At 41.3% G+C, this 23,800-nt stretch carries 22 protein-coding genes; 13 read left to right on the top strand and 9 right to left on the bottom strand.

The window, feature by feature from the left end; translation table 11 throughout:
* Positions 1-1,500 carry a peptide MFS transporter gene (locus tag ID165_RS08410; RefSeq protein WP_370539756.1) on the top strand — a complete coding sequence of 500 codons (1,500 nt, stop codon included), beginning with the start codon at positions 1-3 and terminating at the stop codon, positions 1,498-1,500.
* A 327-nt stretch (positions 1,501-1,827) separates the two neighbouring features.
* On the opposite strand, the gene ID165_RS08405 is transcribed toward ID165_RS08410, so the two are convergent.
* Positions 1,828-2,529, bottom strand: coding sequence for a TetR/AcrR family transcriptional regulator (locus ID165_RS08405; protein ID WP_192349907.1), 702 nt, complete (start codon positions 2,527-2,529; stop codon positions 1,828-1,830).
* Between the two features lie 147 nt (positions 2,530-2,676).
* Positions 2,677-3,969, bottom strand: a complete 1,293-nt coding sequence (gene tyrS / locus ID165_RS08400; protein ID WP_192349906.1) for a tyrosine--tRNA ligase — start codon at positions 3,967-3,969, stop codon at positions 2,677-2,679.
* 332 nt (positions 3,970-4,301) lie between these two features.
* On the opposite strand from tyrS, the gene ID165_RS08395 reads away from it, so the two are divergent.
* Positions 4,302-7,541, top strand: a complete 3,240-nt coding sequence (locus ID165_RS08395; protein WP_192349905.1) for a DPP IV N-terminal domain-containing protein — start codon at positions 4,302-4,304, stop codon at positions 7,539-7,541.
* A 106-nt stretch (positions 7,542-7,647) separates the two neighbouring features.
* Here the strand turns inward: ID165_RS08395 and ID165_RS08390 are convergent, their stop codons facing one another.
* Together ID165_RS08390 and ID165_RS08385 are read right to left on the bottom strand one after the other, a co-directional pair.
* Entirely contained in the window at positions 7,648-7,977 is a 330-nt protein-coding gene (locus ID165_RS08390) for a BlaI/MecI/CopY family transcriptional regulator (RefSeq protein ID WP_192349904.1), read from the bottom strand.
* 162 nt (positions 7,978-8,139) lie between these two features.
* The gene (locus ID165_RS08385) at positions 8,140-8,889 is read right to left on the bottom strand and encodes an acyl-CoA desaturase (RefSeq protein WP_192349903.1); all 750 of its coding nucleotides are present in this window, start codon (positions 8,887-8,889) and stop codon (positions 8,140-8,142) included.
* A 147-nt stretch (positions 8,890-9,036) separates the two neighbouring features.
* Between ID165_RS08385 and ID165_RS08380 the strand changes: the two genes are divergently transcribed.
* From ID165_RS08380 to ID165_RS08355, 6 genes are all read left to right on the top strand, one after another.
* Positions 9,037-9,402, top strand: coding sequence for a phage holin family protein (locus ID165_RS08380; RefSeq protein ID WP_192349902.1), 366 nt, complete (start codon positions 9,037-9,039; stop codon positions 9,400-9,402).
* 270 nt (positions 9,403-9,672) lie between these two features.
* Positions 9,673-10,239 carry a hypothetical protein gene (locus tag ID165_RS08375; RefSeq protein WP_192349901.1) on the top strand — a complete coding sequence of 189 codons (567 nt, stop codon included), beginning with the start codon at positions 9,673-9,675 and terminating at the stop codon, positions 10,237-10,239.
* Between the two features lie 53 nt (positions 10,240-10,292).
* Positions 10,293-11,195, top strand: a complete 903-nt coding sequence (locus ID165_RS08370; protein WP_192349900.1) for a histone deacetylase — start codon at positions 10,293-10,295, stop codon at positions 11,193-11,195.
* Positions 11,196-11,282: 87 nt separating this feature from the next.
* Positions 11,283-11,879 (top strand): OmpH family outer membrane protein, encoded by a 597-nt coding sequence (locus ID165_RS08365; protein ID WP_192349899.1) that lies wholly within the window; start codon positions 11,283-11,285, stop codon positions 11,877-11,879.
* 100 nt (positions 11,880-11,979) lie between these two features.
* Positions 11,980-12,951, top strand: coding sequence for a deoxyhypusine synthase family protein (locus tag ID165_RS08360; protein ID WP_192349898.1), 972 nt, complete (start codon positions 11,980-11,982; stop codon positions 12,949-12,951).
* Between the two features lie 5 nt (positions 12,952-12,956).
* Complete coding sequence (locus ID165_RS08355; RefSeq protein ID WP_192349897.1) at positions 12,957-14,582, top strand: OmpA family protein; 1,626 nt, start codon at positions 12,957-12,959, stop codon at positions 14,580-14,582.
* Positions 14,583-14,733: 151 nt separating this feature from the next.
* On the opposite strand, the gene ID165_RS08350 is transcribed toward ID165_RS08355, so the two are convergent.
* A complete protein-coding gene (locus ID165_RS08350) occupies positions 14,734-16,191 on the bottom strand; it encodes a Gfo/Idh/MocA family protein (protein ID WP_192349896.1) in 1,458 nt (485 codons plus the stop codon).
* Positions 16,192-16,433: 242 nt separating this feature from the next.
* Here ID165_RS08350 and ID165_RS08345 point away from each other — a divergent pair, with 242 nt between their 5' ends.
* From ID165_RS08345 to ID165_RS08330, 4 genes are all read left to right on the top strand, one after another.
* A complete protein-coding gene (locus ID165_RS08345; protein ID WP_192349895.1) occupies positions 16,434-18,032 on the top strand; it encodes a family 20 glycosylhydrolase in 1,599 nt (532 codons plus the stop codon).
* A gap of 152 nt (positions 18,033-18,184) precedes the next feature.
* Positions 18,185-19,534, top strand: coding sequence for a sodium:alanine symporter family protein (locus ID165_RS08340; protein ID WP_192349894.1), 1,350 nt, complete (start codon positions 18,185-18,187; stop codon positions 19,532-19,534).
* A 5-nt stretch (positions 19,535-19,539) separates the two neighbouring features.
* Positions 19,540-20,643: a glycerate kinase gene (locus tag ID165_RS08335; protein ID WP_192349893.1), complete on the top strand. Its 1,104-nt coding sequence runs from the start codon at positions 19,540-19,542 to the stop codon at positions 20,641-20,643.
* A 348-nt stretch (positions 20,644-20,991) separates the two neighbouring features.
* Entirely contained in the window at positions 20,992-21,186 is a 195-nt protein-coding gene (locus ID165_RS08330; RefSeq protein WP_192349892.1) for a hypothetical protein, read from the top strand.
* Positions 21,187-21,274: 88 nt separating this feature from the next.
* Here the strand turns inward: ID165_RS08330 and ID165_RS08325 are convergent, their stop codons facing one another.
* The 4 genes from ID165_RS08325 to ID165_RS08310 all read right to left on the bottom strand — a co-directional run bounded on the left by ID165_RS08325 (position 21,275) and on the right by ID165_RS08310 (position 23,046).
* Positions 21,275-21,424, bottom strand: a complete 150-nt coding sequence (locus ID165_RS08325; protein WP_192351808.1) for a hypothetical protein — start codon at positions 21,422-21,424, stop codon at positions 21,275-21,277.
* Between the two features lie 71 nt (positions 21,425-21,495).
* Positions 21,496-21,675: a hypothetical protein gene (locus ID165_RS08320; protein WP_192349891.1), complete on the bottom strand. Its 180-nt coding sequence runs from the start codon at positions 21,673-21,675 to the stop codon at positions 21,496-21,498.
* Positions 21,676-21,913: 238 nt separating this feature from the next.
* On the bottom strand, positions 21,914-22,270 hold the full coding sequence (locus tag ID165_RS08315; protein ID WP_192349890.1) for a response regulator: 357 nt from the start codon (positions 22,268-22,270) through the stop codon (positions 21,914-21,916).
* A gap of 194 nt (positions 22,271-22,464) precedes the next feature.
* Positions 22,465-23,046, bottom strand: a complete 582-nt coding sequence (locus tag ID165_RS08310; RefSeq protein WP_192349889.1) for a DUF4136 domain-containing protein — start codon at positions 23,044-23,046, stop codon at positions 22,465-22,467.
* A gap of 139 nt (positions 23,047-23,185) precedes the next feature.
* On the opposite strand from ID165_RS08310, the gene ID165_RS08305 reads away from it, so the two are divergent.
* Positions 23,186-23,668 carry a dCMP deaminase family protein gene (locus tag ID165_RS08305; RefSeq protein ID WP_192349888.1) on the top strand — a complete coding sequence of 161 codons (483 nt, stop codon included), beginning with the start codon at positions 23,186-23,188 and terminating at the stop codon, positions 23,666-23,668.
* Positions 23,669-23,800: the final 132 nt, after the last annotated feature.

Genomic DNA, 23,800 nt, shown 5'->3' with positions numbered 1-23,800 from the left:
ATGACACTCTTTTTTACAGAAATGTGGGAGCGATTCAGTTATTATGGCATGCGGGCATTGCTTATACTGTTTATGACGATGACTATAGCAGAAGGAGGCTTGGGTTTTGACGACCAGACTTCCGGAGCTATTTATGGTCTCTATACCATGGGTGTTTATTTGTTGGCGTTGCCCGGTGGCTGGCTTGCAGACAGACTTTTCGGTTTGAAAAAATCCGTATGGTATGGGGGGATTATTATTGCTATTGGGCACTTTACGATGGCTCTTCCCGGTGTCATTGCTTTGTTTTCAGGAGATCGTTCGATCAAAACCGAACTAAGTACGCTGGACACCTCTTCATTTTTTCTGGGCTTGATATTAATTGTAGTAGGCACCGGGCTTTTGAAACCAAATATCAGCTCGATCGTGGGGCAGCTTTACCCGAAGGGAAGTACCAAACGTGATGCAGGTTTTTCTATTTTCTACATGGGAATCAACCTAGGTGGATTTATAGCACCCATTGCCTGCGGTACTCTGGCAACCTATGATATGCATCTCGGCTTTGGTCTTGCCGGTCTTGGGATGGTTTTTGGGCTAATTCAGTATAAGCTATCCGGAGGAATACTGGAAGGATACGGCGAACCTCCATTGGTGGTGACCGAAGAAGAAGTCTCGGGGCAAAGGAAGCTGAGGTCTTTGGTGAGTTATATAGTTCTTGGTGTGGTGGCTATAGTTGGAGTACTTTTTATGGGGGTGCTACCGATCAATGTTTCTGCTATAGCAGGGGCTTCTGGGACAATTATTGCACTTGTGGCTTTCGGTTATCTGGGGTATGTAATAGTCTTTGGGGGACTTGATAAATCAGACAAAAGTAAGGTAGGAGTAATTGCTATTCTATTCCTTTTCTCTGCTATGTTTTGGTCTGGATTTGAGCAGGCAGGATCTACATTGAACCTATTTGCTGAGCGTTTTACGGACCGTAATATCTTGGGTTGGGAGATTCCTACCAGTTATTTTCAGTCTGTAAACTCTCTGTTCATTATCATTTTTGCACCGGTTTTTGGTGCGCTGTGGGTGTGGCTGGGCAGAAGAAACCTTGAACCGAGCTCACCTCTAAAATTTACGTTTGGGCTTCTGCTTTTGGGTATTGGTTTTTTTGTGATGTATTTCGCTACCAAAATCGCAGCTTCAGGAGATCTGGCAGCGCCTACCTGGCTGCTGGTCACTTTTATGTTCCACACATTTGGTGAATTGAGTTTGTCTCCGGTAGGGCTTAGCTTGGTGACCAAATTGGCACCAACAGGCTACGCGGGCCAAATGATGGGAATCTGGTTCTTGTCAATTGCCTTGGGGAATCTTTTTGCCGGGTTGATAGCCGGTGAAGCCAGCGGGGGGACGGATGAAGCATTGGCCCAGATGCCGGATCAATACATGATGATCGTTTATACCGTCTTCGGTTCTGCTGCCTTACTCTTTCTACTGAGGCCTATGATCAAGAAAATGATGGGAGATGTAAATTGATAATTAAGTTGAGCTCCATCTATTGAGTAGAGCTTGCTGAAAAAGTCTCAGGTATGCCAGCTTCCGTAGAAGATGGTATGGCTGAGGCTAGCTTGAAAATCCCGATATTGGGATTTTCTGATGCACGGATAGAGATCCATTCTGCTCAATAAGCTTGCACTTGCTGAAAAACCGTTCGCATCAAAAATAGGTTAATCATTCAATAGGATAGCTTTTGATCTATTACTTGCGTTTTTCAGTGTGCCCTAAGTATATAAATAAAGGCTGGCGAGAGAGTTTTTCGACAGCCTTTATTATTTTATACCACCTGTGCTCGTTTTACTTGTACTAGAATAAACTAGTTTGCACTGTAGTTTTCTTGGTGGCTTGAATGGTGCCTTTTAGCATTTCTTGCATGAGGCGAAGAAATCCCGGTTCCCAGTTTTCTGAGTGGATTTTTAGGTCTTTACCATCGTATTCTATTGGCCCGAGCATTTTCTCATAGCCAATGATCATACTCCAGATGGTATAGAAAGTGATTTCCGGTTGTAGTTCAGCACGAATACTTCCGTCTTTGATTCCTTGACTCACCATCATTATTCCTATTTTGGCAGGTTCATGATGGATTTCCAGTAGCTTTTGAAAATGGGCAGATTCCAGTGTTTTCTGATCAATTAATTTTTGTGTTTCAGGATTGTTGTACTTCTTGAGTAGATCAAGGAAATTGAGAATGGAGTCATAATACACCTGATTGGATTTTGCAAAGGCAACAATCTTCACCAGTAAGGAACAAAGCATATCCAATCCGGTTTTTCCCTTGTTCCTATTAGACCATTCGTCCCGAAATTCATCTTTGAATTGATCGAAGGCTTTCTTTGTCAAAGCCATAAAAAGGTCTTCCTTATTCTTGTAATAGAAATAGGTCAAGCCTTTGCTGATTCCTGCGGCTTTGGCTACATCTTCCATTCTGGTGGCCAGATAGCCCTTGGAAGTGAAGAGTGCTACAGCCGAATCCAAAATGAGTTTTTCCTTATTTTTCTCTCCAGGCATAGGTTAAAATCTTTTTCTAAAAATAGAACCCAAAGATATTAAACTTGGGTCAAAGGGAGGCTTTTACTTATTGATTATTTAGCAAAATTTTATAAAAAAAGGCCTTAGAGATTCCCTAAAGCCTTTTTTAGAGTGAGTATCATGTACTTACTTCACTTCTACGATATAGTAATTTTTCTTACCTTTTTGTACAAGTAGATATTTGTTTTGAAGAAGAGTCAAACTTATAGGAGCACTAGGATCGGCAATTTTCTCTTTATTGATGCTTACTCCACCTCCTTGGATCATTTTTCTGGCTTCTCCTTTTGAAGGAAAAACAATCCCCTTAGTGATTTCCCCAAAAAGATCCAAAATTGAATTCAATCCTGAATATTCCTCTTGGCTAATCTGTACTTGGGGAACTCCTTCGAAAACCTGAAGGAAAGTCCGCTCATCCAATGCTGCCAGATCTTCGGTGGAAGATTTACCAAACAATATCTCAGATGCTTTCACGGCCATATCAAAATCAGATTCACCGTGAACCATGCCGGTGATTTGCTTGGCTATCTCTTTTTGCAACACACGAAGATGAGGTGCCTCTGCATGCTCTGCTTCCAGTGTTTCAATTGTTGTCCGGTCCAAAACGGTAAAAATTCGGATATATTTAGCAGCATCTTCATCAGACACATTCAGCCAAAACTGATAGAATGCGTAAGGGGAAGTTTTTTCGGGATCCAGCCAAACAGATCCGCCTTCGGTTTTGCCAAACTTCGTTCCGTCTGCCTTGGTGATCAGGGGAACGGTCAATGCATAAGCACTGCCTCCTCCCATTTTTCGAATCAATTCGGTGCCTGTCACAATATTTCCCCATTGATCTGATCCACCCAGCTGAATAGTGCAATTTTTATTTTTCCATAAATGGTAAAAATCGTAGCCCTGGATCAGTTGGTAAGTGAATTCTGTAAAGGAAAGCCCATTTCCGTCCTCCAATCTTCTTTTTACAGAATCCTTGGACATCATGTAATTTACGGTAATATGCTTTCCAATATCGCGGATAAAGTCCAAAAAGCTAAACTCAGACATCCAGTCGTAGTTATTCACCAGTTCGGCTTTGTTAGTCGTAGAACCGGAAAAATCCAAAAATTTCGAAAGTTGATCCTGGATGCCAGCCACATTATGATCCAGGGTGTTTTTATCCAACAGATTTCTCTCAGCTGATTTGAAGGATGGATCTCCGATCATCCCGGTAGCACCGCCTACCAGGGCAAATGGCTTATGTCCGGCGCGCTGGAAGTGCAATAAGGTCATCACCCCTACCAAGTGACCGATATGTAGGGAATCTGCCGTAGGGTCAAAACCCAGATATGCCGAAGCCATTCCTTTAGCCAGGTGTTCTTCGATTTCGGGTGTCATATCCTGAAGCATGCCTCTCCAGCGTAATTCTTCTATAAATGAGTTCATCCAATGAGTTGATTTTTCGAGGTGCAAATATAGCCTTGTATACCGAAGGAATGAAGGAAAGCTTTGATACATTATTGGATTTTATGAGTATCCACATGAATGCATGTACCAGAATTATATCTGGTTTTATTCATAGAAAATCCCCTCTGCCCCCTTTGAAAAGGGGGAATTGGCAGATTTGAACTTCTAGAATTAACTCAAAATACACATAGGCAGTTAAACGGGTACGCATATTGGATTTTAATCTTACATGTGTTGAATAACACCGATCAAAAAAAGTCAGGTAGTTCAAATTTTATTTTTGATTAATTTAAAGCACTAAATCCAATTTTATGACTAAAAGATTAAAGATTTTTGCATTGCTCCTTGGTTGTTTTCTAGGCAATATGGCACTAGCACAAGAAGCTCCTAAATGGATGCGATATCCGGCTATTTCTCCTGATGGAACCCATATTGTCTTTACCTACAAAGGCGATCTGTATTTGGTAGCAAGCACAGGAGGAACTGCAAGGCAGCTTACTTTTCATGAGGCACATGATTATCAAGCTGTATGGAGTCATGATGGAAAGACAATCGCTTTCGCCTCTGATCGTTATGGTAACTTTGATGTATTTACCATGAGACCTGAAGGTGGTCCCGCCACCAGACTTACATTTCATTCAAATGACGAACAGCCGTTCGAATTCTCTGCTGATGATCAATCGGTGATATTTGGAACCCAGCGGATGGATATAGCTGAGCACAGACAATATCCGTCCGGTTCACAGCCTGAGCTTTATTCCGTTGCCCGCAACGGCGGAAGGGTAGATCAGATTTTTACAATTCCCGCTGAATATGTAAAAGTCAGCAAAGACGGAAGCAAGATGGTTTACCATGACAAAAAAGGGGGAGAGAATGAGTGGCGCAAGCATCATCAGTCAGGCATTGCCCGTGATATCTGGCTGTACGATACCAGAGCCAATACCCATCAAATGCTGACCACCTTCTATGGAGAAGATAGAACCCCGGTCTTTTCTCCGGATGAATCAGAAATCTATTACCTGAGCGAAGCCAATGGAAGTTTCAATGTCTTTGCTATGAATACTGCCGATCCTTCCCAAACTGAGGCACTCACAACTTTGGAGAATTTCCCTGTCCGTTTTCTAAGCATTTCCAACGATGGGTTGATGAGCTTTGGATACGATGGAGAACTTTATACACTTCGCAAGGGGCAAGCTCCAAAGAAGCTTGCTGTCACGCTCCAGACACAAGCAATTACCAACTCTGACAATTACATTTCCATCAATGGGGGAGTTAGGGAAATGTCCATTTCTCCTGATGGCAAAGAGATTGCTTTCGTGGCTAGAGGAGAGGTTTTTGTAACTTCAGTGGACGGTGCTCTGACCAAAAGAATTACAAATACTCCTGAGCAGGAACGCTTTGTGGAGTTTTCCCCTGATGGAAAATCATTGGCCTATGCTAGTGAAAGAGATGGCAAGTGGCAGATTTTCCAAAGTACAAAAGTAAGATCAGAAGAGCCTTTTTTCTTTGCTTCAACATTATTGGAAGAGAGACCGCTCGTAAAATCGGAAGGTGAAGCTTATCTGCCTAAATTTTCCCCGGATGGAAAAAAGCTGGCTTTTGTAGAAGACAGAAGAACTCTAAAAATACTGGACTTGGCATCGCAGGAATCTATTGTGCTTATGACCCCGGATGAACTTTTCCATATGCGTGACGGAGATCAATACTTCACGTGGGCACCTGATAGCAAGTGGCTCTTGGCAACTTACAGGCCTACAATGGCAAATTCTGAAGTTGTGCTCTTGGATGCTTCCGGCAAGCAGAAAATGAAAAACCTGACTAAAAGTGGATATGGAGACGAAAATGCGATGTGGGTGAATGATGGAAAGCAAATGCTTTGGTTTTCCAACAGAGATGGTTTGAGAAGTTATGCTACCAGTGGGCAAAGTCAGAATGATGTATACTCGCTCTTTTTTGATAAGGCTGCCTGGGAAAAATTCACCTTGTCCAAAGAAGACTTTGACTTGATGAAAGAGATAGAAAAAGCGAATAAGAAAGAAGAGAAAGATGATAAATCTAAAGATGATAAGGACAAGGACAAAGACAAGAAGGTTGAGGATTTGAAGTTCGACTGGGATGGAATAGAAGATCGCAAGGCCAAACTGACCATACATTCTTCTTCTCTTGGCGATGCGGTTTTGTCAAAGGATGGAGACAAACTTTATTATTTGGCAGCATTTGAGAAGGGGATGAATCTGTGGAGTACAGACCTCAGAACCAAGGAAACAAAGCAGGAGCTTAGCCTAGATGCTAATTATGCGAATTTGACCTGGGACAAGGAACAAAAAAACCTTTACCTCCTCAGTAATGGAAGCATATCCAAAATCAATCCCGATGGAATGAAAAAGGAGGCGATTAAGATTGCAGGTGAAATGACGTATGACAGGGAAGCGGAAATGGTGTATATGTTTGAGCATGTATGGCTTCGTACCAAAGGCATATTCTATACACCGGACATGCACGGGGTTGACTGGGATTCAACCAGAGTGGATTATAAAAAGTATCTTCCATCCATCGGAAATAGCTACGAGTTTTCTGAAATGATCTCAGAGATGATTGGTGAATTGAATGTGTCCCATGCTGGTTCGCGATACTCAAGATCCGTAGAGATGGCTGATGCTACTGCAGCCTTGGGTGTGTTTTGGGATTACAGTCATACGGGCGACGGTATTAAAATTACTGAAGTTATTGCAGGTGGACCATTGGATAAGACCGGGTTGAATATTAAAAAAGGAATGATTATCGAGAAAATTGATGGTCTGACTCTTACGCCTGAAAGTGATATAGCAAAGTTTCTCAACAGAAAAGCAGATACGTTCACTTTGCTTGAATTGGTAAATCCGGAGTCAAATGAGAGAAAGCAGGTTACCATTAAGCCGATTTCACTTAGAGCCGAAAATCAATTATTGTATAAGCGTTGGGTCAAAATGAATCAGGCAGAGGTCGACAGTCTAAGTGGCGGAAAACTTGGGTATGTGCATATTCCCGGTATGAGTGATGGTCCTTATAGAAACGTCTATGAAGAAATGATGGGCAAATACCATGATAGCGAGGCTGTAATCGTGGATACGAGATTCAATGGAGGCGGTGATTTAGTGGCTGACTTGGCCATGTTCTTTACCGGTGAAAAGTTTCTGACTTACGCTACTGAGGCGAGGGAAGTAGGATATGAACCTACAGCGCGATGGACTAAGCCTACGCTAGCGATGTTCAATGAAGCTAATTATTCTGACGGACATTGCTTTGCATGTGGGTATACCGATTTGAATATCGGAAAGACGGTGGGAATGCCTACACCGGGTACTTGTTCATTTGCCGGCTGGGAAGCTTTGCCTGATGGATCACGCTGGGGAGCTGTGCCTATATCAGCTAAGAATAAAGCCGGAGAATGGTTGGAGAATAATGAGACCAAACCTGAATTTGAAGTGAAAAATATGCCGGGGAAAATTGATCAGGGACAAGATCAGCAACTACAGAAAGCCGTGGAAGAACTGTTAAAGGAAGTAGATTGAATTACTTGAACGTAGTTTTTTCGAATAAGTCGGATGTACATAATTTAGCAATAAAAAACCCGGTAGCAATACCGGGTTTTCTTATTTCCCATTTTCTCAAAAATGATTATTGATACGATTTCGTATTCAACGTTTCATCATTTTTGAAAAACTCATTGAGTTTTCCGAAAGAATTTTCGAAATAGCCATCCAACATCTTTTTGATGATGAATGAACGGTATTCGTCTTTGGATACTATTGGAAAGTATTCGTGACTTTTACCATAAGATTTGTGGCTTACAAATCCTTTTCGCTCCAAAATCCTGACAATCGTTGATACAGTGTTATAGGCGGGCTTTGGTTCGCTCATAGGAGTAAGGATATCTTTCACGAACCCTCGTTCGATATCCCAGAGGATCTGCATGATATCCTCTTCTGCTCTTGTTAATGGTTTCATAAATAAGGCGTTAAGTTTTAATTGCTAGAAAATTATTCGTTTAGTTTCACAATTGCAAAAAAAACCACCTTTACTTTTAATATTTTTTAACCAAAGAGATATGACGTTTGTACTCTAATTTATCAAGTTCAACAAAAATGGCCTCATTTGAGGCCATTGAATTTATGCGGATCTTAACTTGATTATCCTTGTCATGTGAAGTAGTTTGACGATCGGGTAGGTAGGATCAAACTCATACCATTTAACAGCGAAATTAGGCCTGTTAGGGAGTTTGTGGTGGTTGTTTTGAAACAACTCTCCAAGCATCAAAACGTCCAGTAAAAGACTGTTTTTAGACTGGTCATTATTGTCAAAATTAGCATATCCGTACTTATGCCCACTCCAGTTTACTATAGCGCCATGCACAGGCCCCATAAGGAAATGAATAGGAAGAAGAAAATACATCCACCAATGGGTTCCCGGCATATCAAACACTGAAATACACAGCACATAGATGGCGACGTACAGTAGTCCCCAGCTCACTCTTACAAGCATGGTGTCAGCAAATTTGTCAAATTTGTTCCAATCAGGAATATCCTTGGAGAATCGCTCCTCCGGTTTGAGACGGAAAGAAAAATATTCGTTGTAAATGTTCTTCGTCTTCCACATCATGGTAAATAAATTCTCTGTATGGTGGGGGCTGTGTGGATCCTTGGGAGTATCACTGTAGGCATGGTGCATTCTATGTAGGATGGCATATGCCCGCGGAGAGAGGTAAGAACTGCCTTGCCACATCCAGGTGAAGAAATAGAAGAACTTTTCCCAATATTTATTCATGTAGAACATTTGATGGGCAGCGTATCTGTGTAAGAAGAAGCTTTGGCAAAACAGGGAGAAATACCAATGCAACAAGAAGAAAATGATTATTATCACTTGGTGTAGGATTTATGTTGTGTTTAATGCCGTAAATATACGGCAACGTTTTTCAGGTAACGAATTTCATGCCTTTTCCATTCCATATTTTCGAGGTGATATTTGTCAGGTTTAGGAAAATTAAGGTAATTTCTTACTTTTAATCCCATGGAGAAAAGCAATAGACCATTGAACTTCCTTGTCAAAATCCTTTTAGGCGGTATTGCGGTGCTTATTGCAGCATTTTTATTGCCCGGGATTCATATAGATACGGTCATGACGGGATTTATACTTGCGGCAGTCATCATACTTATCAATGTTACGCTGAAACCAATTTTGGTAATTCTGACTTTGCCCATTACATTTTTGACACTTGGTCTTTTTTTGTTGGTTATAAATGCATTGATGATAATGCTGGCTGATCGGATTATCCCCGGTTTTCAGGTGGATGGCTTCTGGTGGGCTGTATTGTTTGCCGTTGTGGTGAGCATGATTAACTCTCTTTTTGGGAATGATCTCAATCCTTCTGATTGAGAAATTGAGACTTTCTTTTTTAGGATTCTTAAAGTGAAATAAAGAGAGAATCGGGGTGTTCATACCTCAATTCGCCGGGAGATTCCAAATCCAGTACACGATCTCACATCTACTTGTTTCTAAGAAAACTTCAATTCAGTTACAATTTCTTTATGAGACTTTGTAGATTTAATTATATTCGATTAGATTTTGATACTATATTACTATACGAATTAGTACTATTGAATTGCTAATCACTTAAAAAATAAGTACTCTTTAACTATTTGACCTATGTCAATCTCAAATCCAGGTTTTGACCCGCAGCGCATCGAGGAGCTAAAGGAAGAACTACGTATGCTCAATAAGACCTTCAAGATCATTGCCGATGAAGAAAACTCCGATGAGTTTGTGAATTTCTATTTCATAGGAATGTACCAAGGCAAAGAAGTAATATACGACGCTGCATTGTATACGCTACGGTTACATCATGCCAGCGAAGTCTATGAACTTGCAGAACATAAAGCAGCTCAGAAATTCCCCAATTTCAAAAGTATATCCTATGAAGAAGATGAAAATGGCAATTTGAAGCCGTTGACAAGTGAAGAAGAAGAGATCGGATGGTTTATTACTGAGATCATCATGGAGATCGAGGAAGAGGAGAGCGTGAAGGTGCAAGAATTCGTTGATGTGGATACTCATCATGACTTCGGGATTGGCTTAGATGCCGGATTGAATGTAGATCACATAGATGAGCTTGTGATTTCTAATTTTATCAAGGAGTTTAACGATGACACACTTGAGTTAGACGACACCATGTATGCTTTTCAATCTGAAGAGGAAGAAGATGCCGAAGATTGATCTTATTTGAGTAGAAATACCTAACGACGTTTGTTGATCACAAGCGTTTTTTTATGCTGAAAATTGCATTTTCACCTATTTACAAGCATCCATTGCCCCAAAATCATAGGTTCCCGATGGAAAAGTATGAATTGCTTCCTGGCCAGTTAGTTTATGAAGGAATCGTGTCAGAGGGGAATTTCTTTCAACCGGTACCCCTCAATGAACACTGGATTCTGAATACTCACGCAAAAGAATATTGGGAGAAACTAAAGTTTTTGACGTTGTCCAAGTCCGAAATCCGGGCTACTGGATTTCCTTTATCCAAAGAACTTGTGGAGAGGGAGATTACTATTTTGCATGGGTCAGTTCAGGCTGCGCTGTATGCACGGGAATATGGGATTGCAATGAATGTAGCAGGAGGTACTCACCATGCTTTTTCCGATCGGGGAGAGGGCTTTTGTTTGTTAAATGATATTGCTGTTACGGCTAATTATTTGATTGTCAATCAAATTTCCAAGAAGGTTTTGGTAGTGGATCTCGATGTACATCAGGGTAACGGTACGGCAAGTATATTTGCAGATAATCCATCTGTATTCACATTCAGTATGCATGGAGAAAAGAATTATCCTATGCACAAAGAAGTCTCTGACCTAGACTGTGCCGTCCCTGATGGTACAGGTGATTATGTATATTTGGCAATTCTCCAGTCCCAACTTGAACTTATTCTGAAGGAATTTACACCTGACTTCATCATCTACCAGTCCGGTGTGGATGTATTGGAGAGTGACAAATTGGGACGGCTGTCAATGAGTATAGATGGAGTGAAAAAGCGTGATGAGATTATTTTAAAATTGGCCAAATCACTGGATGTACCGATAATGTGCTGTATGGGTGGTGGGTATTCAGCCCAAGTGTCCAAAATAGTTGAAGCTCATACGATGGTGTACAGGTTGGCTCAGGACCTATATTTCTGACGGATTTGACGAGAGATTCTAAGTCATTCCTTGTAAAATCAATACTTTCTTTATATTTGCGCCCTTGTAATCATTAACATCAACAAAGTGAAAAGAGGATTAAAACTAATCGGTGCATTGAGCCTTGCTACAGTGCTTCTATACGGCTGTGATAAAGCGGGAACTTCTACTACTGGCGAAACCGCTTCGAAAGAAGTTAAACAAGGTGATTTGAATGTTGCTTTTGTTTACACTGACAGCGTGATCAACAAGTATGATTACTTTAAGAAAAAGTCAGAAGAACTGACTGAGAAGGGAAAGAAATTTGAAGGTGATCTTCAGGGGAGAGCTAGTGGATTTCAGCAAGAAGTTCAGACTTTTCAGCAAACCGGTGGCAATATGACCGTAAACCAGCAGAGAGCAAAGCAAGAGGAACTGGCTAAAAAAGAGCAAAACCTAATGACCTATCGTGATAACCTGATGCAGGAATTGTCTGCGGATGAGTCGGCGTTGTACAGTGAGGTGTATGATAAAGTACAGAATTACCTTAAAGTTTATGCTGAAAGCAATGATATTGATGTCATCTTGAGCTACACCAGAGGTGGGGCAATATGGTATGCCAATGAGGCGATCGACCTTACTTCCTCGGTAATTGAAGGAATCAACAAAGAGTACACTGCTGCTCCTGCCGACACGGCAAAATAAGCAGATCTACTTAATCACAATATTATTAAACCCAGTTTAGGCTGGGTTTTTTTGTGGCGAAAAATTGGGTATTTTTGAGGTTCAAACGAAAATTTATAGAATGAAAATCACTGAATTTTTAAAGCATAACTACCGACATTTCAATGCTGCTGCATTGATCGATGCAGCAGAAGGATATAAAGCCCATCTGGATAATGGCGGCAAGATGATGGTAACCCTGGCAGGTGCCATGTCTACCGCTGAGCTGGGTATTTCTCTTGCGGAGATGATCCGCCAAGACAAGATTCAAATAATTACATGTACAGGGGCCAATTTGGAGGAGGATGTGTTCAATTTGGTAGCGCACGATTATTATGAGCGGATTCCAAACTATCGTGAGCTTACTCCTGCACAAGAGCAGGATTTGGTAGAGCGCCATATGAATCGTGTGACAGACACATGTATTCCCGAAATGGAAGCAATGCGAAGAATCGAACATGTGATTTTAGAAGAATGGGTAAAAGCAGATCAGGCCGGAGAAGCTTTTTTTCCGCATGAGTTTTTCTATAAAATCTTGCTTGGGGGTAAGCTAGAAGATTCTTATCAAATCGATCCAAAAGATAGCTGGTTGCTGGAAGCGGCCAAAAAGAACCTTCCTATTATAGTACCTGGATGGGAAGATTCTACTTTGGGAAATATGTTTGCAGGCCATGTGATCTCAGGTGATGTGAAGAATGTACACACCGTCCGTAGTGGCATTGAGTACATGATGTATCTGGCAGAATGGTACACAAATACGGCTACTGACGAAAGTACTGTCGGATTTTTCCAGATTGGCGGGGGAATTGCAGGAGACTTCCCGATATGTGTGGTGCCGATGTTGCATCAGGATTTGCAACGAGAAAATGTGCCGCTTTGGGGCTATTTCTGCCAGATCTCTGATTCGACCACTTCTTATGGTTCGTATTCCGGAGCTGTTCCCAATGAGAAAATAACTTGGGGAAAACTGGGAATAGATACGCCGAAATTTATCATCGAATCAGATGCAACGATCGTAGCACCATTGGTATTTGCCATTGTGCTGGATCAATAAATATTATGAAAAAATTCACTGATGTATTAAAAAAAGCAAGTGGCGTAATGCTACTTGCTTTTTGCTTTTCATTCAATCTAGAAGCCCAAAAAGTAGTTTCGCTTTCCGGTGCCAATACTCCGCAAGACGATATGAATCCTGTTTGGATTGGAGACAATACATTACTGTTTACACGGGCTTTTCACCCTAAGAACGTAGGGGGAACAGCTGATCCCGGTGATATCTGGATGACTAGAAAATCCGATTCCGGTGAATGGCAGGAGGCTGTACACCGTGCCGATCTCAGTACCGATGGGTATGACTTTTCTCTGGGCTTGGAAGATTTCCTTACGTTGTTGGTATATCATACAGGCGGTGAAAGATTTGGGATTTATCAATATTCTAAGTTCGGCTCAGACTGGAACTATCTTAGGCAAGTATCCATGACAGGATTGGAGGCCATTTCCGGGCAAGTCACCGGGAGAGTGGCTTCAGGCAGAAATGTGATTTTTCTTTCGGGAAAAGGAAAAGATTCCAAAGGAAATGAAGATATCTATGTGAGTGAAAAAACCGGTCCGGCAGCATGGTCAGCTCCTGTCAACATTGGTTCAGCCATCAACACAAAAGGACAAGAAATGAGTCCTTACTACGATTCTAAAACGGAAAAATTATATTTCTCTTCCAATATGCACACAGGTGCACAAGGGAAGGATATATTTATATCAAAACGTATGGGAGAAGGTTGGAATAACTGGAGTAAACCGGTCATATGGCAGCAAATAAGCTCTCCCGGATCTGAGGTTTCAGTCACCTTTATCAATGAGGAGGAGGTGGTGTGGACCAGCACACAGAATAGTGACGGTTTTGCGGACTTATTGACTTTCGAAACTGTAGTGCCTCTGGTGACACCGGAGGAGTTTACCGAAGCTGTATCTGAGCCTTTGATTTCTAAGACTTTGCCAAAAACAACTAAAAGCGCATCAGTTGTGCCAATTTATCCTTCATCTGCTATTGGTTTTCCTGAAGTAAAAATGTCGGAGCAAGTAGCAGAAGAGGAAGAGGAGCCTATTTCTTGGTTTGTAGTAGATGCTAAGAACAAGACGTTGGTTCCTTACTCGATTACTTGGAAATCCGTAGGTGCTGTGGTATATAAAAGTGCAGCTGACTCGGTCAAACTATCTGAATTGAAGAATGCTCAAGTGTCAGAAATTACGGTTAATTCTAAGGGCTATTTCCCAAAGGCTATTTCTCTTAATGAGATCAAGATCGGTGAGCCAACGGTTGTTTTAATGACTAAGGCTGAGTCTGGGAATGTCATTTTGCTTGATGATGTTAACTTCAAGAGAGGTACTGCGGAATTGGAAGGAGAACAGACAAAAAAATCTTTGAATGAACTGGCTAAATTTTTAGTGGAAAATCCGGATATGAAGCTTAGGATTCATGGGCATACAGACAATGCGGGTGATCCCGGACTGAACAAAGGTCTTTCTATGGATAGAGCAGGGAGTGTTAGAGATTACTTGATCGGGCAGGGGGTTGCCTTTGAAAATCTCAGGATCTCAGGTTGGGGAGGTACCAGACCACTCGCTTCCAATGCAACCGAAGTAGGCCGATCCAAAAATAGAAGAGTAGAACTGGAGGTAGAGCGATAGTGAAAACGGCTTTGAATATATTTTCAAAGCCGTTTTCTGTTTGATTATACTATAGAGTGTTCGCATGGCACGGTACCGGAGTCATGTCTGGATTTTGAATTTCCATCATTAATTCCAAGTATATACCCGCAGCTAAGCGGATAGACATAAATTATAATGAATAATCGCCTCTATATTCTCTTCTTACAAATTGGTTGGCTGGTTCGAAATTGGTGACTTTCATTTCAGGGCCATCCCAGACAAGCTTGATTCCTCTGCCCGGATAATCAAACTGGTTGGGATTATCAGGTTTTGGAGTTCTGTAATCGTAGCTTCTTATGGCAAGGTTTCCCATCAGGACAGATTCAGTCAATGGACCTGCGATAGAGAATGGCGAACTCAAGTTTTTAAATTCCTCCGATCCATGTCCTGCAATACAGGCTTCTACCCAGTTATTGTAGTGACCGGTATCCCCACCTGAAACACGGTGCAGGGTCTGAGGTATATTGACCTCTTGAGTTTTTGACGTAGGCAGCAGCTGCGGATTTTTTCCATAAGTAGAGCACATCATTTTTCCTTTAGTGCCTTCTATGATTACGCCATTACCGCCATCGCCCATTTGCTCATTTGGGGCTAATTCCTCCGGTCTAGTTGGTTGAATACCACCATCCATCCAATGAAATTCCAGGTCTTCTTTTCCCGGTCTGTCAAACCGTAAAGTAATGTGTGAAGAAGGAGGGCAGCTTTCAGGGAAATAGCCTCTCTGGAATTCACCTACATACACGGAACCTACTGAGCATTCCGCAGATTTGGGATAGCCTAGGCTCAACACACGGAATGGAGGCTCCATAATATGACAGGCCATATCTCCTAATGCACCGGTCCCATAATCCCACCATCCGCGCCAATTAAAGGGAACAAGATTGCCTACATAATCCTTATAGGGAGCTGTTCCTAACCAAAGATCCCAATCCAAATCAGCCGGAGGAGTCACAGGTTCCGTAGGCCATTGGATTCCCTGAGGCCACACAGGTCTGTCTGTCCAAGAATATACTTTGGTGGCGTCGCCTATTAATCCTGCTTCATACCATTCCACCATTTGACGGACACCGTCTCCCGAAGAACCTTGGTTGCCCATTTGGGTGACTACTTTATATTTTTCAGCTGCTTCAGTAAGCATTCTAGCCTCGTAGATATCGTGGGCGAGTGGTTTTTGTACATAGACATGCTTCCCCATTTTCATAGCAGCCATGGCCGCTACAGCGTGCATGTGATCCGGAGTGGATACAGTGACAGCGTCAATGTTCTTCTCTTCCTTTTCAAGCATGTCTCTGAAATCTTTATAGTACTTGGCTTTCGGGTGTAATTCCCTACTAGACTTCGCTCTATTGTCATCCACATCACAAAGTGCCATAAAATCTACTTTTCCTGTTTGGGTGACTCCACGAACATCACTTCCGCCCATCCCGCCGACACCGATACCGGCTACTCTAAGTTTGTCACTCGGAGCTATAAAACCGGGGCCACCCAGGACATTTCTGGGAACAATGTAAAATCCGGCTGCTGCCAATGCTGAGCCTTTAAGAAATTTTCTTCTGGAATTCCCAGATTTTGAGCCTTCACTTTTCATTAGATTAATAGTTATGTTAAAGAGGGTTTTTTTTATGATTTTTATAATCAGTCCAACTTCTGACCATGTAAAATTTGAAATTATCAAAAACAACCCACAATCTTGAGTCCACTCATAAAAATACTTCAAGTCCTAGTTGAGATGTTTTATTAAACAGCAAAAAAACGGTTTAATTATAAAATCAATTAGTATCAGGAAGATTATTGAAAAAATAAATTAAGTTTACCCAAACCTTTTACTTTATGAAGCATTCCTTTCAGATTATTGCTGCACTTGTAGCATTTTCTATCAGTTCCTGTCAAGCACCAAATGCTGTTCCGTTGGATCAGACTGGCATTATTCCAATTCCAAGCTTTTTATCATCTTCATCAGGAAGTTTTGAATTAAGTTCAGGTTCTTCAGTCCAGTTGGTGGGGAGCGGCGAGGACTTGAAAAGAGTTGGGAATTACTTGGCAGAAAATCTACGGCCAGCAACCGGGTATGATATTCCTGTAGGCACTGATACCGGTGATTTGATTTTGGAATTGGTAGCCGGAGAGGCTTCAGAAAAGTATAGTGTCGAAATCAAAAGCGACTGGATAAAAATCTCCTCAACTTCTGCAGCTGGACTATACTATGGTATGCAGACTTTAATCAAGGCTTTCCCTGCAGAGATTGAAAATACCTCTGTAGTAGATTATGACTGGGTGGTTTCAGAGGGTAAGATCGAAGATGAACCGGAGTTTGCTTACAGAGGGGCAATGCTGGATGTAGCCAGACATTTTATAAGTATGGAAGATGTAAAGCATTACATCGATCAGATGGCAAGTCTGAAATTCAACTTTTTACATCTGCACTTAACTGATGACCAGGGTTGGAGAATTGAAATCAAATCTTGGCCAAAACTGACAGAGATAGGGGGGAAGACTGAAGTTGGCGGAACTGAAGGCGGTTTTTTCACTCAGGAAGACTACGCCGAGATCATCACCTACGCAGCTGAGAGATTTATTACAGTTGTACCGGAAATAGACATGCCGGGCCATACCAATGCTGCTCTGGCATCCTATGGCGAACTTAATCCGGGAGTAAATTTACCGAATGGTGATTTTGCTACAATGAACGAAGGTAAGATTGATTTTGACATCCTAGACAAGAATCCACAGCCGGCCGAGATTTACACAGGAATCGAGGTAGGGTTTAGCACATTTGCCACAAACAAAGAAATCACTTATACTTTTGTAGAAGATGTAATAAGAGAGCTAGTGGAGCTTACTCCGGGGCCTTATATTCATATCGGAGGAGATGAGTCTCATGTGACGGAGAAGGAGGATTATATTTATTTTATTGAGCGTGTGCAGGAGATAGTATCCAAGTATGGTAAGAAAAGCATAGGCTGGGATGAAATAGCCACAGCAAAATTATCTCCTGGATCAGTTGCTCAATTTTGGGCCTTGGAAGAAAATGCGAAATTTGCCATAGAACAAGGTAACCAAATATTGATGTCTCCGGCTAAGCGGGCATATCTCGATATGCAATACGATTCTACTTCTACGCTGGGGCTTCACTGGGCGGCATATATAGAACTTGATGACGCTTACAATTGGGATCCTGCCACTTATTCGGAAGGGATAAACAAATCTGATATTCTGGGGGTCGAAGCACCCCTATGGACTGAAACTATCACCGACCGTGCCGACATCGAATATATGGCCTTTCCCAGATTGACTGCCTTGGCTGAAGTTGCCTGGTCCTCTAATGAGCGAAGAAATTGGGAAGATTTCCAAAAGAGAATTGCTATTCAGGGTAAGCGGTGGGATATCAAAGGGGTAGGCTTTTATCGGTCACCTAAAGTCAATTGGTAAAGCATGCTGAAGGATAAAAAGACCCGGCGGAAGTCGGGTTTTTTATTGTTTGAAGCACAATATTCTTTGAAATTGATTAAAATGAGCCTAATATGGTTCTTAATTTAAAATGATACATTGAGCAGTGTGATCACTAAACCAAAAAACAATTAATGGGCGAGTACATTATTTCCTTTGCTAACTGGATTTGGGGAACCCCAATGCTTATCATATTAATGGGTGGAGGAATGGTTCTGTTGTTTCATTCAGGATTTGTTCCTTTCCGTCGTATTGGTCATGCGGTAGGATTGCTTCGGGGGAAATATGATGACAGCATGGCTCCTGGCCAGATCACTTCTTTTCAGGCATTGTCCGCAGCTATTGCGGCCACTGTAGGACTTGGAAATATCAGTGGTGTGGCCATTGCCATTAATATGGGTGGACCAGGCGCAATTTTTTGGATGTGGGTTTCGGCTTTTGTAGGAATGGCAACTAAATTTTATACCTGTAGTCTAGCCATCATGTATCGTGGAAAGGATTCTGAAGGACAGATACAGGGAGGTCCCATGTATGTGATTGAAGAGGGGATGGGGAAAAAGTGGAAATTTCTGTCTATTATTTTTTGTGGAGCAGGTATCATGGGCTTGCTGGCGATTTTTCAAGCCAACCAATTAACGGCCGTACTAAGAACGGTAATTCTGGAACCTGCAGGTTTGGATGAAGGAGATAAGACACGATGGATTATAGGCATTACAATGATGGTACTTGTTGCAATTGTTATACTTGGGGGAATAAAGAGAATCGCCGCCGTGGCGGCAAAAATGGTTCCTTTCATGGTCGGATTGTACTTCGTAACGGTAATTATAATCGTATTTAAATACCTAGGAGATGTACCGGAGATGTTGTTGAAAATCGTAAGTGATGCATTTACAGGGGAAGCTATGGCTGGCGGAGCCGTTGGTACGGTGATTATAGTAGGTGCGAGACGAGCAGCCTTCTCTAATGAAGCCGGTATTGGAACCGCTCCCATGGTACATGGTGCTTCCAAAAACAATGAGCCTATTCGGGAAGGTTTGATTGCAATGCTGGGGCCTTTTATAGACACTGTGATCGTTTGTACACTCACAGCCCTTGTAATCATGCTTACAGGCGTATGGGAATCGACAGAAAAGGACGGTGTTAGGCTTACGCTGGCAGCATTTGATATGGCACTTCCCTATGTAGGCAGGTACTTGCTGATGCTTGCTGTACTTGTTTTTGCATTGTCCACGATGTTCACCTATTCTTATTATGGCCACAAGTGTTTTGGTTATTTGTTTGGAGCCAAAAGAGCAGATTATTACAATTATTTCTATTTGATTACAATTGTAGCGGGTGCTGTAGCTTCGTTGGAGGTGGTGGTGAGCTTGGTAGATGGCATGTATGCGATTATGGCTGTGCCTACGATGATCTCCACATTCTATTTGGCACCCAAAGTAAGAGCAGCTTCAAAAGATTATTTTCGTAGAATGAAAAATACCTGATTGCTATGAATATTCTGATCTCTCCCAATGCATTCAAGGGCACTATGAGTGCACGTGAATCAGGAGAAATTATTCAGGCATTTATCCGGAAAAAGTTTACTCAAGTCAATACCGAAGTCCTCCCGATTGCTGATGGAGGAGATGGCACCTGTGAGTTGCTAGCTGAGATTTTAGGGTTGGAAAAAAAGTGTGTGCGGGTCCTTGATCCCTTTGGAAGGCCTATTCCTTGCTCCTATGGATGGGATAGAGATGCCAAAAAGGCCTATATAGATGTTTCTGCAGCTTCAGGAATAGCGAACTTGGGAACTGAGACCCTAATGCCTTTTGTAGCATCTAGTTTTGGGACAGGTTTGCTTATTCGAGATGCTGTGGATCTTGGTGCAGAGGAAATAGTATTAGGCCTTGGCGGAAGTGCCACTGTTGATTTGGGAATCGGAATACTGGCTGCTTTGGGAGTTGTTTTTTTTGATGAAAATGGAAGTGAACTGGTTCCTTTTGCTCCCGATTATCTTTCTAAAATCAGTCATGTACAGAAGTCTACGCATATACCCAAGGTTAGATTTTCATGTCTTTGTGATGTGAAAAATACTTTTTTCGGGGATAGGGGGGCGATTCCCGTTTTCGGTCCGCAAAAAGGGATTTTACCAAATCAGTTTAAGATTTACGAAGCCATATGTGAAACAGTCATTAGAAAGTTGTTTCTTAGGCAGAAGCGTACTTTTGAAGACAGGTCCGGATTTGGTGCAGCAGGTGGAATTGCGTTGGGCTTATCTGCTTTTTTCGAGACGGAGATTAAATTCGGATCAGCTTATTTTTTTGATCAGGTGGATCTGGAAAAGAAAGTGAGGTGGGCCGATTTGGTAATCACCGGAGAAGGGAAATATGATAGCCAATCTTCCGAAGGCAAAGCGTGCTATGAATTGCTGCTATTAGCCCATAAGCATGCGAAAAAGATCCTATTGATTACCTCAGGGAAGGAAAAAGGGACTGAACAGTTTGATCAGACGATTACTTTGCCCGATCTGGATTTTTCTCAAAAAAATTACAAAGCAAATTCCGTGAGAAATCTTCTAGATTTACTGGAAAGTGAATTTTCTCCGAAAATTTAAACCCGCATTATGCATTAGCACGCCACTGCGTACAAGTTATTGCGACCAATAATTGCTTCAAAATCAGTCACTGCGTTGCAATTTTCGACTTCAACATATCCGCTGCGGCGGACTCAGTCTCCAAACAGCCTGATTTTATTACAATTAATGGTCTCTTAACGAAACCTAATGCAAAACCCGGGTTAAACTTAGCCTGGTCTCTAAGTTTCTTCCGAACCGTATTGAGAGCATACACTTTCACGATCTTGAGAAGAATGTAAACTGGGAACGTATAGCTAACTATACCGAACAATACAGAGAACACCTTAAGCACGTTTTCTTTACACAGGGCCAATTAACCATTACATAATGAAAATTAATTTGACTGCAATTGTAAAAGCTAAACCTGAATTTCTTGACGAAGTAAAAACAGCTTTAGAGAATATGGTTATTGAAACAAAAAAGGACTTTTTCTTCTATAAAGAAATTGAGCCTGCTGCAGGAACAGGTGTTCACTGCATGCATAGACTGTTCCGAGGCTGGCGGGATACATGTTTTGGGTAAAATTGGGTAAAATAAAAAAGGCTAGCCAATTTTCGGCTAGCCTTTCTGACTAATTTAGAGACAATCTCTTTAATTAAGATATAAGTTATTAATGATCAGCTTTTTTCTTCTTGGTGAATGTGCTTCTGGTATCTATTGCAGTTATTCCGGCTCCAAGACCGATTAATATACATACAATCACTAGGAAGGTCTGTGCACCTCCGGCAAGTGGAGAACTGAAAACGTCAAGTAGTATCATGATCAAATTGTTGAAATTCTAAAGATTGCCCGAAGATAAATTCTTAACTCCAATTAACCAAAGGAATCCGGTTAATCGAACTGATCATCATCGAAATCTTCCTCTTCATCATCATCATCAAAATCCAAGATGTTGTCATCGACAAACTCACTTTCTTCATCGAGATCATATTCATCTTCGAAATCATTGCCGAAATCCTCCTCATCAGTGAAGTTGTCGTCATCTTCAAAATTGTCTTCAAAATCCTCCATAGTAGTTTAGATAGGGGTTTTTTAATCGTTGAACGATACGAATTAAAGTAAAAAATCATTTAGCACAATACTGCGGATAATTTTTTTTTCAACTTTTTTTATGCGAGTTTTATTTAAATAGTTTTGAGCCTCTATTTAATGCGGCTTTCTGATATACAAGGCTGGTTGACACGTCACCTTGATGATAAAAATAAATGTGAAAGCCTATTGTCGGACGAAAGAATGGACTTGTAAAAAATTAATTGAAAATAGATTTTATATACTTCAGGATAAGTGGTTTAGAAAGGTAATCTTTCACAACACTGTAGCCACTGGCTTTGCTGATATCCCTTTCGTCCACAGAACTACTCAGGATGTAGATTTGTGCTTCGTTTTGAGCAGGGTTAAAATTGTCCAGAAAATCCCAACCCGTCATTTCGGGCATATTTAGATCTAAGAACAGGTAATTAGGCTTAATAGAATAAATCTCTTCCAAGGCTGCCTTTGCACTTTGATATTTATAAAACCGGCATGGCTCTTTCACATTTCTGGAAATTAGCTTTTCAGTAACGAATGTACTGATCGGATCGTCATCTATTAAGACAATGGTAAGCATTAAATAGCAAAAATTTGCGTTTGAAATACAATTTATACGTTACAAAAGTAACATTCAATTCATGCAGAACAAATATTTTGCCAATTAAGGATGGAATAAAGTTGAGATTTCTGTGGGAAGATTCACCACTAAATTTATAATATAAATTCAGGTAAAAAGATTATGGCTGAATTACCGGAAAACACTAGTGATGATCAGTGGTTTTGCTCTAATTCATATAGGAAGTAATCGATGATTTTATCGGTGGTCTTCAGCACTTTTTTGCTTTTTGTTTTCTGACTGCCTACTTCAGTTACTCCTGTCAAAGTCATGAGTAATTTATCCTCTTTCTGGTCTATGAAGTCCACGATCACCTGAACTAACTCATAATGAGTGGTGCCGGAATTATTGTTGCGGTTGTTGTAGTAGGGGTTGTACATCCATGGATCCCATACTCTGTACCCCCAAAAAGGGTAAGGGTTGTAATTCTGGAAGTTTTCCCTTTTTCTTGGGTCTTCATTTGAGGTATATCGGATAACCAATTCAGGACCGGTTTTATCGTAAACCAATCCATGGGCTTGCAGCGCTTCTTTTAAGTGTATTTGAACTTGGTGATCTATAAGCTCTGAGGAAAAACCCCTCATACCCACTTCCTGATTGATGATGACAAATGATTGATAGGGACTTTTAATGGGGATTTCATTGTTCTCCTCAAAAATTTCTATGGAGCTGCAAGAGGTAAGACCAACTAGTAGAATAAGTGTAAATAGCAGTATTTTTTTGCGTGGGTTGTTCATTGTTATGATCTTTTCTTCTCAATACGGGGAATGTATCTGAATGTTAACTTATACCTTATTAACGAAAAACTAATACCTAAAATTTAGTATTCTTACCTGTCTTCGATTTCTAATGCTAATTTTGGCGAAAGTATAAGAAATGATTAGACCTGATTTTGATGATATTTTTATGGAACTGGCGGTCAATTTGGCCAAACGTTCTCATTGTATCAAGAAGCATGTGGGCGCTGTTCTCACGAAAGACACGCGTATTATATCCATAGGTTATAACGGTCCTCCTGCCGGAACGCATAATTGTGACGTTGAATTTCCTGAAAAAGGATGCGCAAGAGATAGTAAAGGAAGCTGTTCCCTTGCTCTTCATGCTGAGCAAAACGCAATACTTTATGCGGTGAAAAATAACACTTCAGTGGAAGGATCAACGCTTTTCGTAACGCTTTCTCCCTGTCTTGCCTGCTCAAGGATCATTTTCTCCATGGGGATATCACGGGTGATTTATCTATTTTCATATGCGGAATACAAAGGCATAGGTTCCGACGAAGGTGTTGATTTCTTAAGAAAATTCGGTGTACAGGTAGACAAATACGAGAAAAAGCTAGAAGTCAACGACCCATTGGTGTAACCCGAAATAGGCATTAGCAATTCTACGCCACGGCACACAAGTTATTACAGCCATTAATTGCTTCAAAATAAGCCTGATTTTCTTGCAATTATAGCCTTTCCCGATTAAAATCGGGAAAGGCTATCTCGAAAC

The sequence above is a fragment of the Algoriphagus sp. Y33 genome, from assembly GCF_014838715.1.
In the GTDB taxonomy this organism is placed as follows: Bacteria; Bacteroidota; Bacteroidia; order Cytophagales; family Cyclobacteriaceae; genus Algoriphagus.
Note: the sequence above shows the minus strand (reverse complement) of the source record. Positions and strands in the feature narration are given on the sequence as shown.

What these genes read in the sequence shown, in the direction of transcription:
- ID165_RS08410 (WP_370539756.1), top strand. Translation starts at nt 1, where the DNA reads ATGACACTCTTTTTTACAGAAATGTGGGAGCGATTCAGTTATTATGGC.
- ID165_RS08405 (WP_192349907.1), bottom strand. Translation starts at nt 2,529, where the DNA reads ATGCCTGGAGAGAAAAATAAGGAAAAACTCATTTTGGATTCGGCTGTA.
- tyrS (WP_192349906.1), bottom strand. Translation starts at nt 3,969, where the DNA reads ATGAACTCATTTATAGAAGAATTACGCTGGAGAGGCATGCTTCAGGAT.
- ID165_RS08395 (WP_192349905.1), top strand. Translation starts at nt 4,302, where the DNA reads ATGACTAAAAGATTAAAGATTTTTGCATTGCTCCTTGGTTGTTTTCTA.
- ID165_RS08390 (WP_192349904.1), bottom strand. Translation starts at nt 7,977, where the DNA reads ATGAAACCATTAACAAGAGCAGAAGAGGATATCATGCAGATCCTCTGG.
- ID165_RS08380 (WP_192349902.1), top strand. Translation starts at nt 9,037, where the DNA reads ATGGAGAAAAGCAATAGACCATTGAACTTCCTTGTCAAAATCCTTTTA.
- ID165_RS08375 (WP_192349901.1), top strand. Translation starts at nt 9,673, where the DNA reads ATGTCAATCTCAAATCCAGGTTTTGACCCGCAGCGCATCGAGGAGCTA.
- ID165_RS08370 (WP_192349900.1), top strand. Translation starts at nt 10,293, where the DNA reads ATGCTGAAAATTGCATTTTCACCTATTTACAAGCATCCATTGCCCCAA.
- ID165_RS08360 (WP_192349898.1), top strand. Translation starts at nt 11,980, where the DNA reads ATGAAAATCACTGAATTTTTAAAGCATAACTACCGACATTTCAATGCT.
- ID165_RS08355 (WP_192349897.1), top strand. Translation starts at nt 12,957, where the DNA reads ATGAAAAAATTCACTGATGTATTAAAAAAAGCAAGTGGCGTAATGCTA.
- ID165_RS08350 (WP_192349896.1), bottom strand. Translation starts at nt 16,191, where the DNA reads ATGAAAAGTGAAGGCTCAAAATCTGGGAATTCCAGAAGAAAATTTCTT.
- ID165_RS08345 (WP_192349895.1), top strand. Translation starts at nt 16,434, where the DNA reads ATGAAGCATTCCTTTCAGATTATTGCTGCACTTGTAGCATTTTCTATC.
- ID165_RS08340 (WP_192349894.1), top strand. Translation starts at nt 18,185, where the DNA reads ATGGGCGAGTACATTATTTCCTTTGCTAACTGGATTTGGGGAACCCCA.
- ID165_RS08335 (WP_192349893.1), top strand. Translation starts at nt 19,540, where the DNA reads ATGAATATTCTGATCTCTCCCAATGCATTCAAGGGCACTATGAGTGCA.
- ID165_RS08330 (WP_192349892.1), top strand. Translation starts at nt 20,992, where the DNA reads ATGAAAATTAATTTGACTGCAATTGTAAAAGCTAAACCTGAATTTCTT.
- ID165_RS08325 (WP_192351808.1), bottom strand. Translation starts at nt 21,424, where the DNA reads ATGATACTACTTGACGTTTTCAGTTCTCCACTTGCCGGAGGTGCACAG.
- ID165_RS08320 (WP_192349891.1), bottom strand. Translation starts at nt 21,675, where the DNA reads ATGGAGGATTTTGAAGACAATTTTGAAGATGACGACAACTTCACTGAT.
- ID165_RS08315 (WP_192349890.1), bottom strand. Translation starts at nt 22,270, where the DNA reads ATGCTTACCATTGTCTTAATAGATGACGATCCGATCAGTACATTCGTT.
- ID165_RS08310 (WP_192349889.1), bottom strand. Translation starts at nt 23,046, where the DNA reads ATGAACAACCCACGCAAAAAAATACTGCTATTTACACTTATTCTACTA.
- ID165_RS08305 (WP_192349888.1), top strand. Translation starts at nt 23,186, where the DNA reads ATGATTAGACCTGATTTTGATGATATTTTTATGGAACTGGCGGTCAAT.